Genomic DNA, 18,922 nt, shown 5'->3' on the forward strand with positions numbered 1-18,922 from the left:
CTCCAGACTAGGCCGGGAAATGGTCCGCTAGAAGATCCATTGCTGGTCAATTCCACAGGTCCAATCCACACTGGCGCTTTCTTCCCTCCGAGACCGCCATGGCCACCGTACTGCCCTTCGATGCCGCCGGTATCCACCTCGACCCCGCCCAGGGCCTGGCCCGCCAGCTCTACGCCGCGCTGCGCGAACGGATCCTCGACGGCCGCCTCGGCAGCCGCACGCGGATGCCCGCCAGCCGCGAGCTGGCCCAGGCCCTGAAGGTCTCGCGCAACACCGTGGTGCGGGCCTATGAACAGTTGCACGCCGAGGGCTATATCGACGGGCGCACTGGCGACGGCACCTACGTTGCCGAGTTGCAGGAAATCCCAGGCAGGGCCCCTGCCGTCGCCCCGAGCGCTCCCGCGCCGCGCGGCCCGGCGGCCCTGGCGCCGCCGCCGGAAGGCGCGCCGCGAGCGTTCCGCGTCGGCGTGCCGGCCTTCGACCTGTTCCCCTTCGACACCTGGGCGCGGCTACAGGCGCGCTTCTGGCGCAACCCGCCGGCGGACTGCCTGGGCTACGGCGACCCGGCCGGCGAGGCGCGCCTGCGCGAGCTGATCGCCGCCTACCTGCGCAGCGCGCGCGGCCTGCGCTGCGAGGCGGAACAGGTGATCGTCACCCATGGCGCGCAGCAGGCCATCCGCCTGTGCGCCCAGGTGTTGCTCGAGAACGGCGATCCGGTGGCTGTGGAAAACCCTGGCTACCGCGCGGCGCGCCTGGCCTTCGCCGCGACCGGCGCGATACCGCACGGGATCGACCTCGACGCCGAGGGCCTGCGCAGCGACCGGCTCGCGGGCATCGCCGGCTGCCGCCTGGCCTATGTCACGCCGTCACACCAGTACCCCACCGGCGTCACCCTGTCGCTGGCGCGGCGCCTGGAGCTGCTGGAGTGGGCCGAGCGCGCCGACGGCTGGATCGTCGAGGACGACTACGACGGCGAGTATCGCTACAGCGGTACGCCGCTGGCGCCGCTGGCCGCGCTGGACCGACAGGGCCGGGTGCTCTACGTCGGGACCTTCTGCAAGATCGCCTTCCCGGCGTTGCGCCTGGGCTACCTGGTGGTCCCGCCGGCGCTGGTCGAGCGCTTCCGCCAGCGGCGGGCCATCGAGGTACGCCATTCGGAGGTGGGCACCCAGCGGGTCATGGCCGACTTCATCGCCGAGGGGCATTTCCAGCGCCACGTCCGCCGCATGCGCCGCGCCGCCCGCGCCCGCCGCGACGCCTTGCTGCGGGGCTGGCCAGAGGCGCCGGGTTGCCAGCCGTTGCCGGCGGTGGAGGCGGGGCTGCACCTGTGCGTGCGGGTCGACAGCCTGGCGCGCGAGCGGGCCCTGATCGCCGCGGCGGCAGCCGCCGGGGTGGAAGTCAGCGCCTTGAGCGACTACTGGATGGACGACTCCAGCGTTGCGCCAGACGACCGCGCGGGCCTGGTGCTGGGCTTCGCGGCAGTACCCGAGGCGCGTATCGACGAGGCGCTGCGGGCGTTGCGCAAGGCCTGGCGGCGGGAGGCCCTGGTTGGACCCGTCGTCGCGACTGACTAGAATGCCCCCGGATCACCCTCGCGCCCAGGAGTAGCCATGAGTGTCGCCCTTTCCGCCGCGCCCGAGCGCAAGCTCGCCGCCCCCCTGATCGCCTTCGCCCTGCTGGTGCTCGGCGGGCTGTTCCTGTTCAACGCGGTCAGCGCGCGCCAGGCCATCCTCTTCATCGTCGGCGGCGCCCTGGGCCTGACCCTCTACCACGCCGCCTTCGGCTTCACCTCCGCCTGGCGGGTATTCATCCGCGAACGGCGCGGCGCCGGGCTGCGCGCGCAGATGGTGATGCTGGCGCTGGCGGTGCTGCTGTTCTTCCCGGCGCTGGCGGCGGGCAGCCTGTTCGGCCAGCCGGTGAGCGGTTTCGTCTCGCCGGTCGGCACTTCGGTGATCGTCGGCGCCTTCATTTTCGGCATCGGCATGCAACTGGGCGGCGGCTGCGCCTCCGGCACCCTGTTCACCGTCGGCGGTGGCAACGCGCGGATGCTGGTGACCCTGCTGTTCTTCATCCTCGGCTCGCTGATCGCCACCCAGCATGTCGGCTGGTGGTTCGCCCTGCCGTCGCTGCCGCCGATCTCGCTGGTCGCCGAACTGGGCCTGGCACCGGCGCTGGTGTTGAGCCTGGCGGTGTTCATCGGCATCGCCGGGGTCACGGTACGCATGGAGAAGGCCCGCCACGGCACCCTGGAAACCCCGCCGAGCGCCGAATGGCGGGGTTGGCGGCGCTTCCTCCGCGGCCCCTGGCCGCTGGTCTGGGGCGCGTTGGCGCTGGCGCTGCTCAACTTCCTCACCCTGTACCTCGCCGGACGCCCCTGGGGCATCACGTCGGCCTTCGCCCTGTGGGGCGCGAAGATCGCCCAGGGCGTGGGCCTGGACGTCGGCGCCTGGGCCTTCTGGCAGACGCCGGCGAACGCCAAGGCGCTGGCCGCGCCGCTGTGGGAAGACATCACCAGCGTGATGGACATCGGCATCGTCCTCGGCGCGCTGCTCGCCGCCGGCCTGGCCGGACGCTTCGCGCCGAACCTGGACATCCCGCGCCGTTCGCTGGCGGCGGCGGTGATCGGCGGGCTGCTGCTCGGCTACGGCGCGCGCCTGGCCTATGGCTGCAACATCGGCGCGTATTTCAGCGGGATCGCTTCCGGCAGCCTGCATGGCTGGTTGTGGTTGGTGGCGGCGTTTGCCGGCAACAGCGTCGGGGTACGGGTATTGAGGCCCTATTTCTTCCCGGAGGAGCGGCGGGAGCAAGGGTTGACGGGGTGTTGAGAGGGGATATGCCTTCGTAGGACGTATGACGCGGACGTTATCCACAGGTGAGCGCAGCCACACAACACCTCGGCAACGGGGAAGATCTGCGGGCCGTCCTGAGCGGTGAAAAAAAGAAGGGACACCGCAGGTCGCCGTGTCCCTCAGAGTGTAGAGAGGGAAAGTTGGTATCCCTCTCGACCGGTGAGCGTGGCGCCGCGGCTGGGCCGGGGCGCCGGGTATAAAAGAAGGGATGAAGGGTATCCATCCCTAAAGGTCGAGGGGGTAGTACTCCCCCTCTACCGGTGAGCCTTCTTCGATCGGCTGTGCTGCGGCCCGGCTGCGTCGACAGCCGGACCTGGGCGCGCTCGATCTCGTATCGGATCAGGCGCGCAGCGGAATCAGGCGCGGCGCGATCATGTTTTCCGGCAGCAGGATGTCGGCCAGGGTGGCCTCGTCCAGCAGCTTTTCCTCGCGTACCAGTTCCAGTACGCCGCGGCCGCTCTCCAGGGCGGTCTTGGCGATCCGCGTGGAGTTCTCGTAGCCGATGTACGGGTTCAGCGCGGTGACCAGGCCGATGCTGTGCTCGACCAGTTCGTGGCAGCGCTCGACGTTGGCGGTGATGCCGGTGATGCAGTGCTCGCGGAGCATGTCCATGGCGCGTTGCAGCAGGCGGATCGAGTCGAAGATCTTGTAGGCGATCAGCGGCTCCATCACGTTCAGTTGCAACTGGCCGCCTTCGGCCGCCAGGGTCAGGGCGAGGTCGTTGCCGATCACTTCGAAAGCGACCTGGTTGACCGCTTCCGGGATCACCGGGTTGACCTTGCCCGGCATGATCGAACTGCCCGGCTGGCGCGGCGGCAGGTTGATCTCGTTGATGCCGGTGCGCGGGCCGCTGGAGAGCAGGCGCAGGTCGTTGCAGATCTTCGACAGCTTGACCGCGGTGCGCTTGAGCATGCCGGAGAACAGCACGAAGGCGCCCATGTCGGAGGTGGCTTCGATCAGGTCGGCGGCCGGCTTCAGCGGCTGCCCGCTGATGGCGGCCAGGCGCTCGACGGCGAGCTTCTGGTAGCCGGGGTCGGCGTTGATGCCGGTGCCGATGGCGGTGCCACCGAGGTTCACTTCGGTGAGCAGCTCCGGCGCCAGGCGACGCAGGCGGTCGAGGTCTTCGCCGAGGGTGGTGGCGAAAGCGTGGAATTCCTGGCCGAGGGTCATCGGCACGGCGTCCTGCAACTGGGTGCGGCCCATCTTCAGTACGCCGGCGAATTCGACGCCCTTGGCGGCGAAGGCCTGGATCAGGCTGTCGAGGCTGGCCAGCAGGGTGTCGTGGCCGAGCAGCAGGCCCAGGCGGATGGCGGTCGGGTAGGCGTCGTTGGTCGACTGCGCCATGTTCACATCGTTGTTCGGGTGCAGGTACTTGTACTCACCCTTGGTGTGGCCCATGGCTTCCAGCGCGATGTTCGCGATCACTTCGTTCGCGTTCATGTTGGTGGAGGTGCCGGCGCCGCCCTGGATCATGTCCACCACGAACTGCTCGTGGAAATCGCCGCGGATCAGGCGGGCGCAGGCCTCGCTGATGGCGGCGTGCTTGTCTTCCGGGAGATGGCCGAGCTGACGGTTGGCGTCGGCGGCGGCCTGCTTGACCATGGCCAGGGCAACGACCAGCTTCGGGTAGTGCGACAGCGGCACCCCGGAGAGGCGGAAGTTGTTCACGGCGCGCAGGGTCTGGATGCCGTAGTAGGCGTCAGCGGGCACTTCGAGGGTGCCGAGCAGGTCTTTCTCGATACGGGAAGATGCAACGGGGGACATGACGGGATTTGTCTCAGAGGGACACGGCCAGTGCCGCGATGCCCACTAGACTAAGGATGTGACGATTTCGTGGCCAATGCTGTTAAACGCTGCCTCATGCACAAACGGCATAATGTTGGATGTGACGCTGGTATGATGGCGGACGTGTCATCGCATTACCGGAGCCTTTCCCGTCGTGAACCTCGAACTGAAGTGGCTGGAGGATTTCATCGCCCTGGCCGGCACCCGCAGCTTTTCCCAGGCGGCGGAGAAACGCTTCGTCACCCAGCCGGCCTTCAGCCGGCGCATCCGCAGCCTGGAGGACGCCCTCGGCCTGACCCTGGTGAATCGCCAGCGCACGCCGGTGGAACTGACCGAGGCCGGGCAGCTGTTCCTGGTCACCGCGCGCAGCGTGGTCGAGCAGCTCGGCCAGGTGGTGCGCCACCTGCACCACCTGGAAGGCGGGCAGGGCGAGGTGCTGCAGTTCGCCGCCGCCCACTCGCTGGCGCTGGGCTTCTTCCCGCAGTGGATCGCGCGGCTGCGCAACGAGGGGCTGAACATCGCCAGCCGGCTGATCGCCACCAACGTCGGCGAGGCGGTGCATTCCCTGCGCGAGGGTAGCTGCGACCTGATGCTGGCGTTCTACGACCCTGACGCCGCGTTGCAGATGGACCCGGAGATCTTCCCCTCGCTGCACCTGGGGCGCACCGAGATGCTGCCGGTTTGCGCGGTGAACGCCGAGGGCCAGCCGCTGTTCGACCTGGAGAACGGCCAGAGCGTGCCGCTGCTCGCCTACAGCGCCAGCGCCTTCCTCGGTCGCGGGGTCAACCTGCTGCTGCGCCAGCGCAACCTGCGCTACACCACGGTCTACGAGACGGCGATGGCCGACAGCCTGAAGAGCATGGCGCTGCAAGGCATGGGCGTGGCCTGGGTGCCACGGCTGAGCGTGGTCAACGAACTGGAGCGCGGCGAACTGGCGATCTGTGGCGGGCCGCAATGGTTCGTGCCGCAGGAAATCCGCCTGTACCGCTGCGCGCTGGTGCGCAAGGCGGCGATCCGCCTGCTCTGGCGCAAGCTGGAAGGCGGGCTGGGCAGCGTCGAGTAGACAGGCAAGGGCGGCGCCGGGACGCCGCCCCGCAGGTCACATCTCGAGGACGATGCGCCCCTCGATCTGCCCGGCGCGCATCTGGTCGAGGATCTGGTTGATGTCGTCCAGCTTGCCCGGATGGATGGTCGCCTTGACCAGGCCTTCGCCGGCAAAGTCGAGGGCTTCCTGCAGGTCCGCGCGGGTGCCGACGATGGAGCCGGCGATGTGCAGGCCCTTGAGCACCACGTCGAAGATCGGCGTCGGGAAGTCACCCGGCGGCAGGCCGACCAGGGCAATGGTGCCGCCGCGGCGGGCCATGCCGATGGCCTGGCCGAAGGCGCTGTTGGATACCGCGGTGACCAGCACCCCGTGGGCGCCGCCGATGTCGCGCTGGATCGCCTCCACCGGGTCTTCCTGCCGGGCGTTGACCGTCAGGCTGGCACCGAGCTTGCGCGCCAGTTCCAGCTTGGCGTCGTCGATGTCGATGGCGGCGACGTGCAGGCCCATGGCCCTGGCGTACTGCACGGCGACGTGGCCGAGGCCGCCGATGCCGGAGATCGCCACCCACTGGCCGGGGCGCGCGTTGGTCTGCTTGAGCCCCTTGTAGACGGTGACGCCGGCGCAGAGGATCGGCGCGATTTCAGCGAATTCGACGTTTTTCGGCAGAATTCCGACGTAGTTCGGGTCGGCCAATACGTATTCGGCATAGCCGCCGTTCACCGAGTAGCCGGTGTTCTGCTGGCTCTCGCAGAGGGTCTCCCAGCCGGTCAGGCAGTGCTCGCAGCAGCCGCAGGCGGTGTACAGCCAGGGGATGCCGACCCGGTCGCCTTCCTTCACCCGGGTCACTCCGCTGCCCACCGCGGCGACGTAGCCGACGCCTTCGTGACCGGGAATGAACGGCAACGGCGGCTTCACCGGCCAGTCGCCCTCGGCAGCGTGCAGGTCGGTGTGGCAGACGCCGGAGGCTTCGATCTTCACCAGTACCTGCCCGGGGCCGGGCAGCGGAACCTTGACTTCCTCGATCCGCAGCGGCGCGCCGTAGGCGTGCACGACCGCGGCTTTCATGGTCTGTGGCAGGGTCATGGTCATCTCCTTGGACGGGGCTGAGCGCCTGTCGCGGTGCCTTTGACGGGCACCGCGACAGGCTGCGGAACCGGCGCGGCCGCCGCTCCCTCGGAGCGCGCCGCGACAACCAGTCTGGCCGCTCGTGGCAGGCGCGCATTGAGTTGCGGCAAGTTTCCCGCCATGGCGCGAAAAAACGGGACGGACGGTAGCCCCCGGCGCGCGCCCGGCCTGCCTTTGCGGTATACTGCGCCGCCTTCGAACCGGCACTGCCCGCCGGCTCGGCCCAGTACAAGCCACGCCCCTCGACGAAGCGTGGCTTGTTGGTTTCTGACGCGCCGGACGGCGCATTTGAGAGAGGCACGACGATGAGCGCACTGGTTGGCGTGATCATGGGTTCCAAATCGGACTGGAGCACCCTCAGTCACACCGCGGACATGCTGGACAAGCTGGGCATCCCCTACGAAGTGAAGGTGGTTTCCGCCCACCGCACCCCGGACCTGCTCTTCCAGTACGCCGAGGAAGCCGAAGGCCGCGGCCTCGAAGTGATCATCGCCGGCGCTGGCGGCGCCGCCCACCTGCCGGGCATGTGCGCGGCCAAGACCCACCTGCCGGTGCTCGGCGTGCCGGTACAGTCGTCGATGCTGTCGGGTGTCGACTCGCTGCTCTCCATCGTGCAGATGCCCGCCGGCGTACCGGTCGCCACCCTGGCCATCGGCAAGGCCGGCGCGGTCAACGCGGCGCTGCTCTCGGCGAGCATCCTCGGCGCCAAGCACCCGCAGTACCACGAGGCGCTGAAGCAGTTCCGCGCCAACCAGACCGAAACCGTGCTGGACAATCCCGACCCGCGCGATGCGTGAGACAGGCTCTGAGAAGGTAAGGCTCGAACCATGAAAATCGGTGTCATCGGTGGCGGCCAACTGGGCCGCATGCTGGCCCTGGCGGGAACCCCGCTGGGCATGAACTTCGCTTTCCTCGACCCGGCGCCGGACGCCTGCGCGGCCTCCCTGGGCGAGCACATCCGCGCCGACTACGGCGACCAGGAGCACCTGCGGCAACTGGCCGACGAGGTCGACCTGGTGACCTTCGAGTTCGAGAGCGTGCCGGCGGAAACCGTGGCCTTCCTCTCCCAGTTCGTGCCGGTCTACCCGAACGCCGAGTCGCTGCGCATCGCCCGCGACCGCTGGTTCGAGAAGTCGATGTTCAAGGACCTCGGCATTCCCACCCCGGACTTCGCCGACGTCCAGTCCCAGGCCGACCTCGATGCCGCCGCGGCCGCCATCGGCCTGCCGGCGGTGCTCAAGACCCGCACCCTGGGCTACGACGGCAAGGGCCAGAAGGTCCTGCGCCAGCCGGCCGACGTGCAGGGCGCGTTCGCCGAACTGGGCAGCGTGCCGTGCATCCTCGAGGGCTTCGTGCCGTTCACCGGGGAAGTCTCGCTGGTGGCGGTGCGCGCCCGCGATGGCGAGACGCGTTTCTACCCGCTGGTGCACAACACCCACGACAGCGGCATCCTCAAGCTCTCCGTGGCCAGCAGCGGGCATCCGTTGCAGGCGCTGGCCGAGGACTACGTCGGCCGCGTGCTGGCACGGCTCGACTACGTCGGCGTGCTGGCCTTCGAGTTCTTCGAGGTGGACGGCGGCCTGAAGGCCAACGAGATCGCCCCGCGCGTGCACAACTCCGGGCACTGGACCATCGAAGGCGCCGAGTGCAGCCAGTTCGAGAACCACCTGCGCGCCGTCGCCGGCCTGCCGCTGGGCTCGACCGCCAAGGTCGGCGAGAGCGCGATGCTCAATTTCATCGGCGCGGTCCCCCCGGTGGATCAGGTGGTCGCCGTCGCCGATTGCCACCTGCATCACTACGGCAAGGCCTTCAAGAACGGCCGCAAGGTTGGCCACGCCACCCTGCGCTGTGCCGACCGGGCGACGCTGCAGGCGCGCATCGCCGAGGTCGAGGCGCTGATCGAGGCGTGAGCGATTGCCGTCCGCCCATCCTTGGGTTGGCGGGCGGCACTGAACCCAAGGCTTTTCTACACTGTCCCATGGCAGGCGCAATACATGCGCATACACCCGTAAGGAGGGACTGTCATGGGATTAATCGGAACCATCATCGTCGGACTGATCGTTGGTCTCGTTGCACGCTTTCTGAAGCCAGGTGACGACAGCATGGGCTGGATCATGACCATCCTGCTCGGCATCGGCGGTTCGCTGCTGGCCACCTACGGCGGCCAGGCGATCGGCTTCTACCAGGCCGGCCAGGCGGCCGGTTTCATCGGCGCGGTGGTCGGCGCCGTCGTACTGCTGGTCATTTACGGCCTGATCAAGAAGAATTGATGGCTCTGGCCGGCCCCCGCGGGGGCCGGCGTTTCCTCATTTCGCCGGTATTCCCGCCATCATGCGCCGCTTCCCGTTCGCCCGCCTGTTGTTGCTCGCCCTGTTGTCCTCACCCCTGGCCCACGCCGAACTGCCCGAGACCGACTGGCTGGAACTGATGCCGCCGGCCGACCGCAAGGCGCTGGAAGAAATGCCCGACATCGTCCACGACACCCCGGAGGCCGCCGGCACCTTCACCAGCAAGGGGGGCCTGAAGCAGTCGGACCGAAAGATGCCGGCGGTGATGTATTCGGCCAAGACCGTCGCCAGCCTGGATGGCAAGGCGATCCGCCTCGGCGGCTACCCGGTGCCGCTGGAGAACGACGCCAAGGGCCGCGTCACCGAATTCTTCCTGGTGCCCTATCCGGGCGCCTGCATCCACGTGCCGCCGCCGCCGCCGAACCAGATCGTCCTGGTGCGTTATCCACAGGGGCTGAAGCTGACCGATATCTACACGCCGCTGTGGGTCAGCGGCACGCTGAAGATCGAGCAGGTGAGCAATGACCTGGCCGATGCCGCCTACGCCATCGACAAGGCGCGGGTGAAGGTGGTGGAGGAAGCGGACCTGTAGGGCCGGCACCTGCGCAACGGCCCATGGCGGACGACGCGAGCCGCCCCGTCCGCTCGCCGTCCCGCTCAGGGCCGTTTCAGCGGCTCGCTCCAGATCTGCACGCCAAAGCTTTCGCTGCGCCCGGGGGCGACCACCATGAGGTCGTCCCAGACCCGCCCGGTCTCGATGCAGAGCATCTGCTGCCAGGCGTCGTCGGCGAACTGCGAGAGACGCCGGGACTTGTCCACCCAGGGATTCCAGACCACCGCCGAACGCGAGTCGAGGGCGTGCAGGTGGATGCTGCGTTCCCAGCGCGGGTCCTTGATCAGCAGGTCGCGTTCGAGACCGAGGTAGATGCGGTCCAGTTCGCCTTTGACCCGTACCGCGCCGTGCTGGGTGCGTTCTTCCCAGTTCTCCAGGGTCTCGATGTAGCGCGCGCCTTCCAGGCCCTCGATGGCGATCTCGCGGCTGTCGCTGACCGCGAAGTAGGTGTGCAGTGCCTGGCTGAGCACCAGCGGCTTGCTGCCTAGGTTCTCGCTGGTGAGTCGTAGGGTCAGGCGCTCGCCGAAGCGGAACAGCATGCGCAGCGCCGCCGGGTGCGGCCAGCCGGGGAGGCCATCGGGGGCGTCGAGGCGGAAGCTGACGCAGAGGTCGCCGTCCTCCTCGGCGATGTCGTCGATTTCCCAGTCGACCGCCCGGACCAGCCCGTGGGCGGGCGCCTTCAGGCCATCTTCCACCTGGCCGCGGACTTCCTGCGGGTTGCGCTCCAGCGGACCGAACCACGGCCAGCACACCGGCACCCCGCCGCGAACCGACTGCCCGCGCCGGTAGCCGGCCTCGTCGCTGAGCCAGACCAGCGGCGGCTGTTCGTGGGGCTGGTAGCTGAGCAGTTGCGCGCCCTGCTGGGCGATCAGCGCCTCGCCATGGGCGGTGTGGATGCGCCAGCAGGCCAGGTCGTCGACCTGTACCTGTTCGACGCGGTTGATCGGGCTATCGGTGCTCATGGCGGTCTCCGGGACGCGAATGGATGGCAGCAGTATCACCGATCCATTTTATCGCCGGCAGTTCCCCCGGATAGCGCCAACGAAGACGCGGCCCGTAGGCCGCGTCGGTTGTTGCCGGTGGTTCAGGCCGCGCGGAACAGGTTGTGCGGGTCGATGACGAATTTCTTCGGCACCCCGGCGTCGAACTCGCCGTAGCCTTTCGGCGCATCGTCGAGGGTGATGACTTCCACCCCGACGATGTCGGCGATCTTGATCCGGTCCCACATGATCGCCTGCATCAGCTGGCGGTTGTACTTCATCACCGGGGTCTGGCCGGTATGGAAGCTGTGCGACTTGGCCCAGCCCAGGCCGAAGCGGATGCTCAGGGCGCCGTGCTTGGCGGCCGCGTCCACCGCGCCCGGGTCTTCGGTGACGTACAGGCCGGGGATGCCGATCTTGCCGGCGACCCGGGTGATGCCCATCAGCGAGTTGAGCACGGTGGCCGGGGCTTCCTGCTGCGAGCCCGAATGGCCGTGGCCGCGCGCCTCGAAACCGACCGCGTCGACCGCGCAGTCGACCTCCGGCTCGCCCAGCAGAGCGGCGATCTGTTCGTGCAGCGGGGTGTCCTTGGACAGGTCGGCGATCTCGAAGCCCTGTTTCTTGGCATGGGCCAGGCGGGTCGGGTTGACGTCGCCGACGATCACCACCGCCGCGCCGAGCAGGCGTGCCGAGGCCGCCGCGGCCAGGCCGACCGGACCGGCGCCGGCGATGTAGACCGTGCTGCCCGGGCCGACGCCGGCGGTGACCGCGCCGTGGTAGCCGGTGGGGAGGATGTCCGAAAGGCAGGTCAGGTCGCGGATCTTCTCCATCGCCGCTTCGCGGTTGGGCAGTTTCAGCAGGTTGAAGTCGGCGTAGGGCACCAGCACGTATTCGGCCTGGCCTCCGACCCAGCCGCCCATGTCGACGTAGCCGTAGGCGCCGCCGGCCCGCGCCGGATTGACCGTCAGGCAGACGCCGGTGTGCTGTTCCTTGCAGGTACGGCAGTGACCGCAGGCGACGTTGAACGGTACCGAGACCAGGTCGCCGATCTTCATGGTTTCCACGCCACGCCCGATCTCCACCACCTCGCCGGTGATCTCGTGGCCCAGCACCAGGCCTTCCGGCGCGGTGGTGCGGCCGCGCACCATGTGCTGGTCGGAGCCGCAGATGTTGGTGGAGACCACCCGCAGGATCACCCCGTGGTCGATCTGCCGGCCCTGCGGGTCCTGCATCTTCGGATAGGGAATGTTCTGCACCTCGACCTTGCCCGGGCCGAGATAGACCACACCACGATTGCCAGACATACGCGTTTCCTCTTTGTCGTTGTGGGTACAAATGCGCGGCGTCCACGGCCGCGCGGCTTTGCACTGGAAAGTCGTCTGTTGCGCGACAGGGCCGGAGAATGCTGGCAGCCGGCGGGCTGTCGGTGTTGCTCGGGACGCGAGGCCGTGCGAAGCGCCCCTCTCCCTGGCGCTCTTCCTTCAGCGAGGGTTGGGGAGAGAGGGCGCGCTTACAGCACCACGGTCCGATTGGCGTTGAGGAATACCCTCCGCTCGATGTGGTAGCCCACCGCCCGCGCCAGGGTCAGGCACTCGATGTCGCGGCCCTTGGCGATCAGGTCCTCGGGGTAGTGGGCGTGGTCGACCGTCTCGACGCCCTGGGCGATGATCGGCCCTTCGTCGAGGTCGTTGTTGATGTAGTGGGCGGTGGCGCCGACCAGCTTCACGCCCTTCTGGTAGGCCTGGTGGTACGGCTTGGCGCCCTTGAAGCCGGGCAGCAGGGAGTGATGGATGTTGATCGCCCAGCCGTCCAGGCGTCGGCACAGTTCCGGCGACAGCACCTGCATGTAGCGAGCGAGGATCACCAGCTCGGCGCCACTCTCTTCGAGCACCTGCCAGACCCTGGCTTCCTGGGCCGGCTTGTCGTTCGGGTCGAGCGGGAAGTGGTGGTAGGGAATGCCGTGCCAGCGCGCCAGCGGCTCCAGGTCCGGGTGATTGGAAATCACCGCCACCACGTCCATCGGCAACTGGCCGATGCGCTGGCGGTAGAGCAGGTCGTTCAGGCAGTGGTCGGCCTTGGAAACCATGATCGCCACCTGGCTGCGGTAGCCCGGCGCGGTCAGCTCGGTACGCATGCCGAACGGTGCCACCCGTTCGGCCAGTCCGGCGCGGAAGGAGGCTTCGTCGAAGCCGTCGCCGGCGCGGAACTCCACGCGGATGAAGAAGCGTTGCGCCAGGCGGTCGTCGAACGAGTGGTGCTCGGTGACGTAGCAGCGCTGCTCGAAGAGGTAGCGCGTCACCACGTCGACGGTGCCCAGCAGGCTGGGACTGTCGGCGGTGAGGATCCAGGTGTCGGGGGTACGGCTCATCGCGAGGCTCCGGGTCCGGTATCCCCTCTCGGGGAGAGGGGAAGGCTGCTCATGCCGCTACCTGCAGGCCGTATTCGGCGCTGGCGTCCTGCAACCAGAGCCAGAAGTAGTCGGCGAAGCTGCGGCGCACGACCAGCTCCCAGGTGTCCTCGCCGGTATGGCGGATCACGCATTGCGACTTGGCGAAGATGCTGCCGACCGCCTTGCCCACCGGGAAGTTGCTCGGATGCACGTCGTAGCTGGTGGATTTCATCAGCAGTTCGCGGACGTTCGCTCCGCTCAGTTCGAGCAGCGTCTGCCCGCCGCTGACGTTGACCACCGCGTAGTGCAGCTCCTCGCCCAGGGCCTGGCGCAGGCGCTGTTCGACGGCGTATTCCTCGCCGCCGGGGACGATCAGCAACCATTCGTCCGGGGCCAGCCATTGCAGCGAGGTCTCGCCGCTGGCGACCAGGGTCAGGGCCACCGGCAGTTCCAGGCCGAGGGCCTGGTGCACGGCGGCGGCGAAGGCCGGGTCGGCGGCATCGCCGCGCAGCACCAGGTGGCCTAGCAGCTTCTTCTCGCGCAGGACGATACCGGCCTTCGCGGCGGTCTTGCCGGCGAGCTTGTGCAGCTCGGCATGGTGCAGCGGCGATTCGGCGTGGACGCCGGGTTCGGGGCGTTGCTGGTAGACGTTTGCCTTGCTCATTCGTTTTCACCTTGGGGCGCCGCGCGCCCTGGTAGCCTGTCTGCCTTCTCCCTTCGGGAAGAGGGCCGGGGAGAGGAGCGCATCCCTCTCCGGTCAATCCACGTTCTGCCGCTCCCCTTTGGGGTCGTAGAACACCGAGGAGCAGATCTCCGCCTCGATGAAGCGGCCGTCCGCCAGCGGCGCGTAGACCTTCTGGCCCATGCGCTTGAGGCCGCCTTTCACCACCGCCAGGGCGAAGCCGTGGCCGAGGCTGGCGCTCATGTAGCTGGAGGTGACGTGGCCGACCATCTTCATCGGGATCGCCTGCTGGGTGTCGAACACCAGTTGTGCGCCTTCGGGCAGTACCTCCTGCGGGTTGCTCGGCCTGAGTCCGACCAGTTGCTTGCGATCCTCGCGCAGGCAGTCGGCGCGGTTCATGCCGCGCCAGCCGATCCAGGAGAACGGCTTGCTGCGGCCCACCGCCCAGCCCATGTTGAGATCGTCCGGGGTGACCGAGGCATCGGTATCCTGGCCGACGATGATGAAGCCCTTCTCGGCGCGCAGGACGTGCATGGTCTCGGTGCCGTAGGGCGTCAGGCCGTACTTCGCACCGTGCTCGGCGAGCGCTTCGAGCACGCCCATGGCGTAGTCGGCCTGGACGTTCACCTCGTAGCTCAGCTCGCCGGTGAAGGAGATGCGGAACACCCGCGCCGGCACCCCGGCGACCTTGCCTTCCTTCCAGGTCATGAAGGGGAAGGCATCCTTGTCCAGGTCGATGTCGGTGACTTCGGCGAGCAGCTTGCGGCTGTTCGGGCCGGACAGGGTGAGGGTCGCGTAGTGGTCGGTGACCGAGGTGAAGTACACCTTCAGCTCCGGCCATTCGGTCTGGTGGTACAGCTCCAGCCACTCCAGTACGCGGGCGGCGCCGCCGGTGGTGGTGGTCATGACGAAGTGGTTGTCGGCCAGGCAGGCGGTCACGCCGTCGTCGAAGACCATCCCGTCTTCCTTGCACATCAGGCCGTAGCGCGCCTTGCCGACGTCGAGCTTGGTCCAGGCGTTGGTGTAGACCCGGTTGAGGAACTCCCGCGCGTCCGGGCCCTGGATGTCGATCTTGCCCAGGGTCGAGGCGTCGAGCAGGCCGACCGCCTCGCGCACCGCGCGGCATTCGCGGGCCACGGCGGCGTGCATGTCCTCGCCGCGGCGCGGGAAGTACCACGGCCGCTTCCACTGGCCGACGTCTTCGAACTCGGCGCCGTTCTTCACGTGCCAGGCGTGCAGGGCGGTGAAGCGCACCGGTTCGAACAGGTGCCCGCAGTGGCGGCCGGCGACGGCGCCGAAGGTCACCGGGGTGTAGTTCGGACGGAACATGGTGGTGCCGGTGTCGGCGATGCTCTTGCCCTGGGCCCGCGCGGCGATCGCCAGGCCGTTGATGTTGCCCAGCTTGCCCTGGTCGGTGCCGAAGCCCAGCGCGGTGTAGCGCTTGACGTGCTCGATGGACTCGAAGCCCTCGCGGCAGGCCAGTTCGATGGCGGCGGCGGTGACGTCGTTCTGCGGATCGACGAACTGCTTCGGTGCGCGCGCCGTGGGCTTTTCGTGGGGCACCTGGAACAGCGCGACGGGTGCTTCCTCGCGGCGCGGCTGGACCTTCGGCAGGCTGCCGGCGGCGGTCTTGTAGCCGGCGTCGAGGGCGGCGCGACTCCCGGCCTGGTAGCCGTCGGCGAGCACCTCGGCGAGCCCGAACACGCCGTTCACGGCACCGGCGCAGATGCGCTTCTGCAGGCCGTCGCCGGGGACGAAGGCGAGGATTTCCTCGCGCCATTCCGGCTTGCCGCCCAGGTGCGAGGCCAGGTGCACGACCGGGCTATAGCCGCCGGAGCTGGCGATCAGGTCGCAGTCCAGCCATTCGCCGCCGCTGGCGCGCATGGCCTGCAGGTCGATCCGGGCGACCTTGGCGCCGCTGACCCGCTTGCCGCCGCGAGCCTCGATCACCGAACTGCCAGTGATCACCCGCATACCGCGTTGGCGTGCTTCCTCGATCCACTCGCCGCGCGGATTGGCCCTGGCGTCGGCGATGGCCACCACTTGCAGGCCGGCTTCCTGCCAGTCGAGGGCGACGCGGTAGGCGTAGTCGTTGTTGGTGGCCAGCACCAGTTTCTTGCCCGGTGCCACGCCGTAGCGCCGTACATAGGTGGAAACCGCGCCGGCGAGCATGTTGCCGGGCAGGTCGTTGTTGCCGTAGACCAGCGGCCGCTCATGGGCGCCGGCGGCCAGTACCACGCGCTTGGCGCGCACGCGGTGCACACGCTGGCGGACCTGGCCGAGCGGGGCGACCTCGCCGAGGTGGTCGGTGCGCCGCTCGTGGATGGTGAGGAAGTTGTGGTCGTGGTAGCCGTTGACCGTGGAGCGCGGTAGCAGGATGACTTCCGGCCGGCCTTGCAGCTCGGCCACGGCGTCCGCGACCCACTCGGCGGCGGGCTTGCCGTCGAGGGTCTCGCGGGTGTCCAGCAGGCTGCCGCCGAACTCTTCCTGCTCGTCGGCGAGGATCACCCGCGCGCCGCTGCGGGCGGCGGCGAGGGCGGCGGCCAGGCCGGCCGGGCCGCCGCCGACCACCAGCACGTCGCAGTGGTGGTTCATCCAGTCGTAGCTGTCCGGATCGACCTCGGTCGGCGCGCGGCCCAGGCCGGCGGCCTTGCGGATGTACTTCTCGTAGGTCATCCACATCGACTGCGGGTACATGAAGGTCTTGTAGTAGAAACCGGGCGGCATCAGCTTGCCGCCGACCTTGCCGAAGATTCCCATCAGGTCGTTCTGCACGTTCGGCCAGCCGTTGGTACTGGTGGCCACCAGGCCGCCGTAGAGGGCCTGCTGGGTGGCGCGTACGTTGGGGATCTGGGTGGCTTCGCGGGAGCCGATCTGCAGGATCGCGTTGGGCTCCTCGGCGCCGGCGGCGACGATGCCGCGCGCCCGCGAGTACTTGAAGCTGCGGCCGACGATGTCGACGCCGTTGGCCAGCAGCGCGGCGGCCAGGGTGTCGCCGGCATAGCCCTGGTAGTGCTGGCCGTTGAAGCTGAAGGTCAGCGGGCGGTTGCGGTCGATGCGGCCGCCGCTGGACAGGCGATTGATCTGGCTCATGCCGGTTCCCCTTGTACGGCGGGTTTCTTCTCACCGTCGGCGACGACGCTGGGCTGCTCGCCGATCAGGTAGGTCTCGAGGATCTCGTAGGTCACCGTATGGCGGGTGACGTTGAAGTACTTGCGGCAGCCGGCGGCGTGCACCCACAGCTCGTGATGGAGGCCGCGCGGGTTGTCGCGGAAGAACATGTAGTCGCCCCATTCCTCGTCGCTGCAGGCGTTCGGGTCGAGCGGGCGCGGGATGTGGGCCTGACCCTTGGCGTGGAATTCCTCTTCGGAACGCAGTTCGCCGCAGTGGGGGCAGAAGATATTCAGCATTTTGTAGCCTCCGGAAACTGTTCTTGCCGGTTGACCGGCACCCTCTCCCTGAAGGGCGAGGGGCAGCGGATTTCGCCCTTCGGGCGGCTTTTGTCAGTGCGCCACTGCCGCCGCGCCGTGCTCGTCGATCAGCGCACCGCTGTGGAAGCGTTCGATGGAGAAGGGCGCGGCCAGCGGATGCGGTTCGCCCTTGGCCAGGGTGGCGGCGAAGACGTTTCCGGAGCCGGGAGTGGCCTTGAAGCCGCCGGTGCCCCAGCCGCAGTTGAAGAACAGGTTCTGCACCGGAGTCTTGCCGATGATCGGGCAGGCGTCCGGGGTGGTGTCGACGATGCCGCCCCACTGGCGGTTCATGCGTACCCGCGAGAGCACCGGGAACATCTCGACGATGGCTTGCAGGGTGTGCTCGATCACCGGGTAAGAGCCGCGCTGGCCGTAGCCGTTGTAGCCGTCGATGCCGGCGCCGATGACCAGGTCGCCTTTGTCCGACTGGCTGATGTAGCCATGCACGGCGTTGGACATGATCACGCTGTCGATGATCGGCTTCAGCGGCTCGGAGACCAGCGCCTGCAACGGGTGCGACTCCAGCGGCAGGCGGAAGCCGGCGAGCCTGGCCATGTGCCCGGAGTTGCCGGCGGTGACCACGCCGACACGGCGCGCGCCGATGAAGCCGCGGTTGGTCTCGACGCCGATCACCGCGCCGTCCTGCTTGCGGAAGCCAGTGACTTCGGTCTGCTGGATCAGGTCCACGCCGAGGGCATCGGCGGCGCGGGCGAAGCCCCAGGCCACCGCGTCATGGCGGGCGACGCCGCCGCGACGCTGGATGGTCGCGCCCATGATCGGGTAGCGGGTGTTCTTGCTGCAGTCCAGGTAGGGAATCTCCTCCGCCACCTGCTGCGCGTTCAACAATTCGCCGTCGACGCCGTTGAGGCGGTTGGCGCTGACCCGGCGCTCGCCGTCGCGCATGTCCTGGAGGGTGTGGCAGAGGTTGTAGACCCCGCGCTGGGAGAACATCACGTTGTAGTTGAGGTCCTGGGACAGGCCCTCCCACAGCTTCATCGCGTGTTCGTAGAGCAGCGCGGACTCGTCCCACAGGTAGTTGGAGCGCACGATGGTGGTGTTGCGCGCGGTGTTGCCGCCGCCCAGCCAACCTTTCTCGACTACCGCCACGTTGCTGATGCCGTGTTCCTTGGCCAGGTAGTAGGCGGTGGCCAGGCCGTGCCCGCCGCCGCCGACGATGACCACGTCGTAGACCGGCTTCGGCGTGGGCGTGCGCCACATGCGTTGCCAGTTCTCGTGATGGCTCAGTGAATGCTTTAACAGGCCGAAGCCGGAGTAGCGTTGCATGTGGATGCTCCTGAACTGTTGCTCCCTCTCCCGCGGAGAGGGTTGGGCCGGGGCGCGTCGGGCTCCCCGACCGTCTTCGGGGGGCTCAGCGATAGACCGGGAAGTCCGCGCAGAGACCGGCGACCTGGGTGGCGACCTTGGCTTCCACGTCGGCATCGCCGAGGTGGTCGAGGATGTCGCAGATCCAGCCGGCCAGTTCGCGGCTCTGCGCTTCCTGCAGCCCGCGGGTGGTGATGGCCGGGGTGCCGATGCGGATGCCGGAGGTGACGAACGGGCTCTGCGGATCGTTCGGCACGGCGTTCTTGTTCACCGTGATGCCGACCCGGCCGAGGGCGGCGTCGGCTTCCTTGCCGGTCAGGCCCTGGCGCACCAGGCTGATCAGCATCAGGTGGTTGTCGGTGCCGCCGGAAAC

At 68.4% G+C, this 18,922-nt stretch carries 16 protein-coding genes and 1 pseudogene; 7 read left to right on the top strand and 10 right to left on the bottom strand.

All coding sequences use genetic code 11. The annotated features are described in order from the left end of the window. Nucleotides 1-98 precede the first annotated feature (98 nt). Complete coding sequence (gene pdxR / locus LT948_RS29420; RefSeq protein ID WP_034049212.1) at nt 99-1,574, top strand: MocR-like pyridoxine biosynthesis transcription factor PdxR; 1,476 nt, start codon at nt 99-101, stop codon at nt 1,572-1,574. A gap of 36 nt (nt 1,575-1,610) precedes the next feature. Then, entirely contained in the window at nt 1,611-2,825 is a 1,215-nt protein-coding gene (locus tag LT948_RS29425; protein ID WP_003106317.1) for a YeeE/YedE family protein, read from the top strand. Nucleotides 2,826-3,188: 363 nt separating this feature from the next. Here LT948_RS29425 and aspA read toward each other — a convergent pair whose 3' ends face one another. Continuing rightward, nucleotides 3,189-4,613 carry an aspartate ammonia-lyase gene (aspA, locus tag LT948_RS29430; RefSeq protein ID WP_003096822.1) on the bottom strand — a complete coding sequence of 475 codons (1,425 nt, stop codon included), beginning with the start codon at nt 4,611-4,613 and terminating at the stop codon, nt 3,189-3,191. Nucleotides 4,614-4,788: 175 nt separating this feature from the next. On the opposite strand from aspA, the gene LT948_RS29435 reads away from it, so the two are divergent. Continuing rightward, nucleotides 4,789-5,697 carry a LysR substrate-binding domain-containing protein gene (locus LT948_RS29435; RefSeq protein ID WP_003096819.1) on the top strand — a complete coding sequence of 303 codons (909 nt, stop codon included), beginning with the start codon at nt 4,789-4,791 and terminating at the stop codon, nt 5,695-5,697. 36 nt (nt 5,698-5,733) lie between these two features. Here the strand turns inward: LT948_RS29435 and adhP are convergent, their stop codons facing one another. Further along, nucleotides 5,734-6,762: an alcohol dehydrogenase AdhP gene (gene adhP / locus LT948_RS29440; RefSeq protein WP_003111449.1), complete on the bottom strand. Its 1,029-nt coding sequence runs from the start codon at nt 6,760-6,762 to the stop codon at nt 5,734-5,736. Nucleotides 6,763-7,109: 347 nt separating this feature from the next. Here adhP and purE point away from each other — a divergent pair, with 347 nt between their 5' ends. The 4 genes from purE to LT948_RS29460 all read left to right on the top strand — a co-directional run bounded on the left by purE (nt 7,110) and on the right by LT948_RS29460 (nt 9,684). Then, nucleotides 7,110-7,601, top strand: a complete 492-nt coding sequence (gene purE / locus LT948_RS29445; protein ID WP_003106314.1) for a 5-(carboxyamino)imidazole ribonucleotide mutase — start codon at nt 7,110-7,112, stop codon at nt 7,599-7,601. A gap of 30 nt (nt 7,602-7,631) precedes the next feature. After that, nucleotides 7,632-8,714 (top strand): 5-(carboxyamino)imidazole ribonucleotide synthase, encoded by a 1,083-nt coding sequence (locus tag LT948_RS29450; protein ID WP_003142082.1) that lies wholly within the window; start codon nt 7,632-7,634, stop codon nt 8,712-8,714. Nucleotides 8,715-8,828: 114 nt separating this feature from the next. Next, nucleotides 8,829-9,074, top strand: a complete 246-nt coding sequence (locus LT948_RS29455; protein ID WP_003096795.1) for a GlsB/YeaQ/YmgE family stress response membrane protein — start codon at nt 8,829-8,831, stop codon at nt 9,072-9,074. Between the two features lie 61 nt (nt 9,075-9,135). Then, nucleotides 9,136-9,684 carry a DUF3299 domain-containing protein gene (locus LT948_RS29460; protein WP_003136384.1) on the top strand — a complete coding sequence of 183 codons (549 nt, stop codon included), beginning with the start codon at nt 9,136-9,138 and terminating at the stop codon, nt 9,682-9,684. Nucleotides 9,685-9,749: 65 nt separating this feature from the next. On the opposite strand, the gene LT948_RS29465 is transcribed toward LT948_RS29460, so the two are convergent. The 8 genes and pseudogenes from LT948_RS29465 to glyA all read right to left on the bottom strand — a co-directional run. Further along, nucleotides 9,750-10,706, bottom strand: coding sequence for a D-hexose-6-phosphate mutarotase (locus tag LT948_RS29465; RefSeq protein WP_016852274.1), 957 nt, complete (start codon nt 10,704-10,706; stop codon nt 9,750-9,752). Nucleotides 10,707-10,789: 83 nt separating this feature from the next. After that, nucleotides 10,790-11,989 (bottom strand): formaldehyde dehydrogenase, glutathione-independent, encoded by a 1,200-nt coding sequence (gene fdhA / locus LT948_RS29470; protein WP_003096788.1) that lies wholly within the window; start codon nt 11,987-11,989, stop codon nt 10,790-10,792. Nucleotides 11,990-12,195: 206 nt separating this feature from the next. After that, nucleotides 12,196-13,053 carry a formyltetrahydrofolate deformylase gene (locus LT948_RS29475; RefSeq protein WP_003096786.1) on the bottom strand — a complete coding sequence of 286 codons (858 nt, stop codon included), beginning with the start codon at nt 13,051-13,053 and terminating at the stop codon, nt 12,196-12,198. A gap of 49 nt (nt 13,054-13,102) precedes the next feature. Continuing rightward, on the bottom strand, nt 13,103-13,738 hold the full coding sequence (soxG, locus tag LT948_RS29480; RefSeq protein WP_003096784.1) for a sarcosine oxidase subunit gamma: 636 nt from the start codon (nt 13,736-13,738) through the stop codon (nt 13,103-13,105). Between the two features lie 93 nt (nt 13,739-13,831). Beyond that, nucleotides 13,832-16,849, bottom strand: a complete 3,018-nt coding sequence (locus LT948_RS29485) for a sarcosine oxidase subunit alpha (RefSeq protein ID WP_073657371.1) — start codon at nt 16,847-16,849, stop codon at nt 13,832-13,834. Further along, complete coding sequence (locus LT948_RS29490) at nt 16,846-17,166, bottom strand: sarcosine oxidase subunit delta (protein WP_003096781.1); 321 nt, start codon at nt 17,164-17,166, stop codon at nt 16,846-16,848. The genes LT948_RS29485 and LT948_RS29490 overlap by 4 nt, the downstream gene beginning before the upstream one ends. 93 nt (nt 17,167-17,259) lie before the next feature. Next, a complete protein-coding gene (locus tag LT948_RS29495) occupies nt 17,260-18,510 on the bottom strand; it encodes a sarcosine oxidase subunit beta (RefSeq protein ID WP_003096779.1) in 1,251 nt (416 codons plus the stop codon). An 85-nt stretch (nt 18,511-18,595) separates the two neighbouring features. Beyond that, nucleotides 18,596-18,922 (bottom strand): annotated as a pseudogene (gene glyA / locus LT948_RS29500) (serine hydroxymethyltransferase); the annotation flags it as partial.

It is taken from the genome of Pseudomonas sp. CP-1, from assembly GCF_021213715.1.
Lineage (GTDB): Bacteria > Pseudomonadota > Gammaproteobacteria > Pseudomonadales > Pseudomonadaceae > Pseudomonas > Pseudomonas aeruginosa.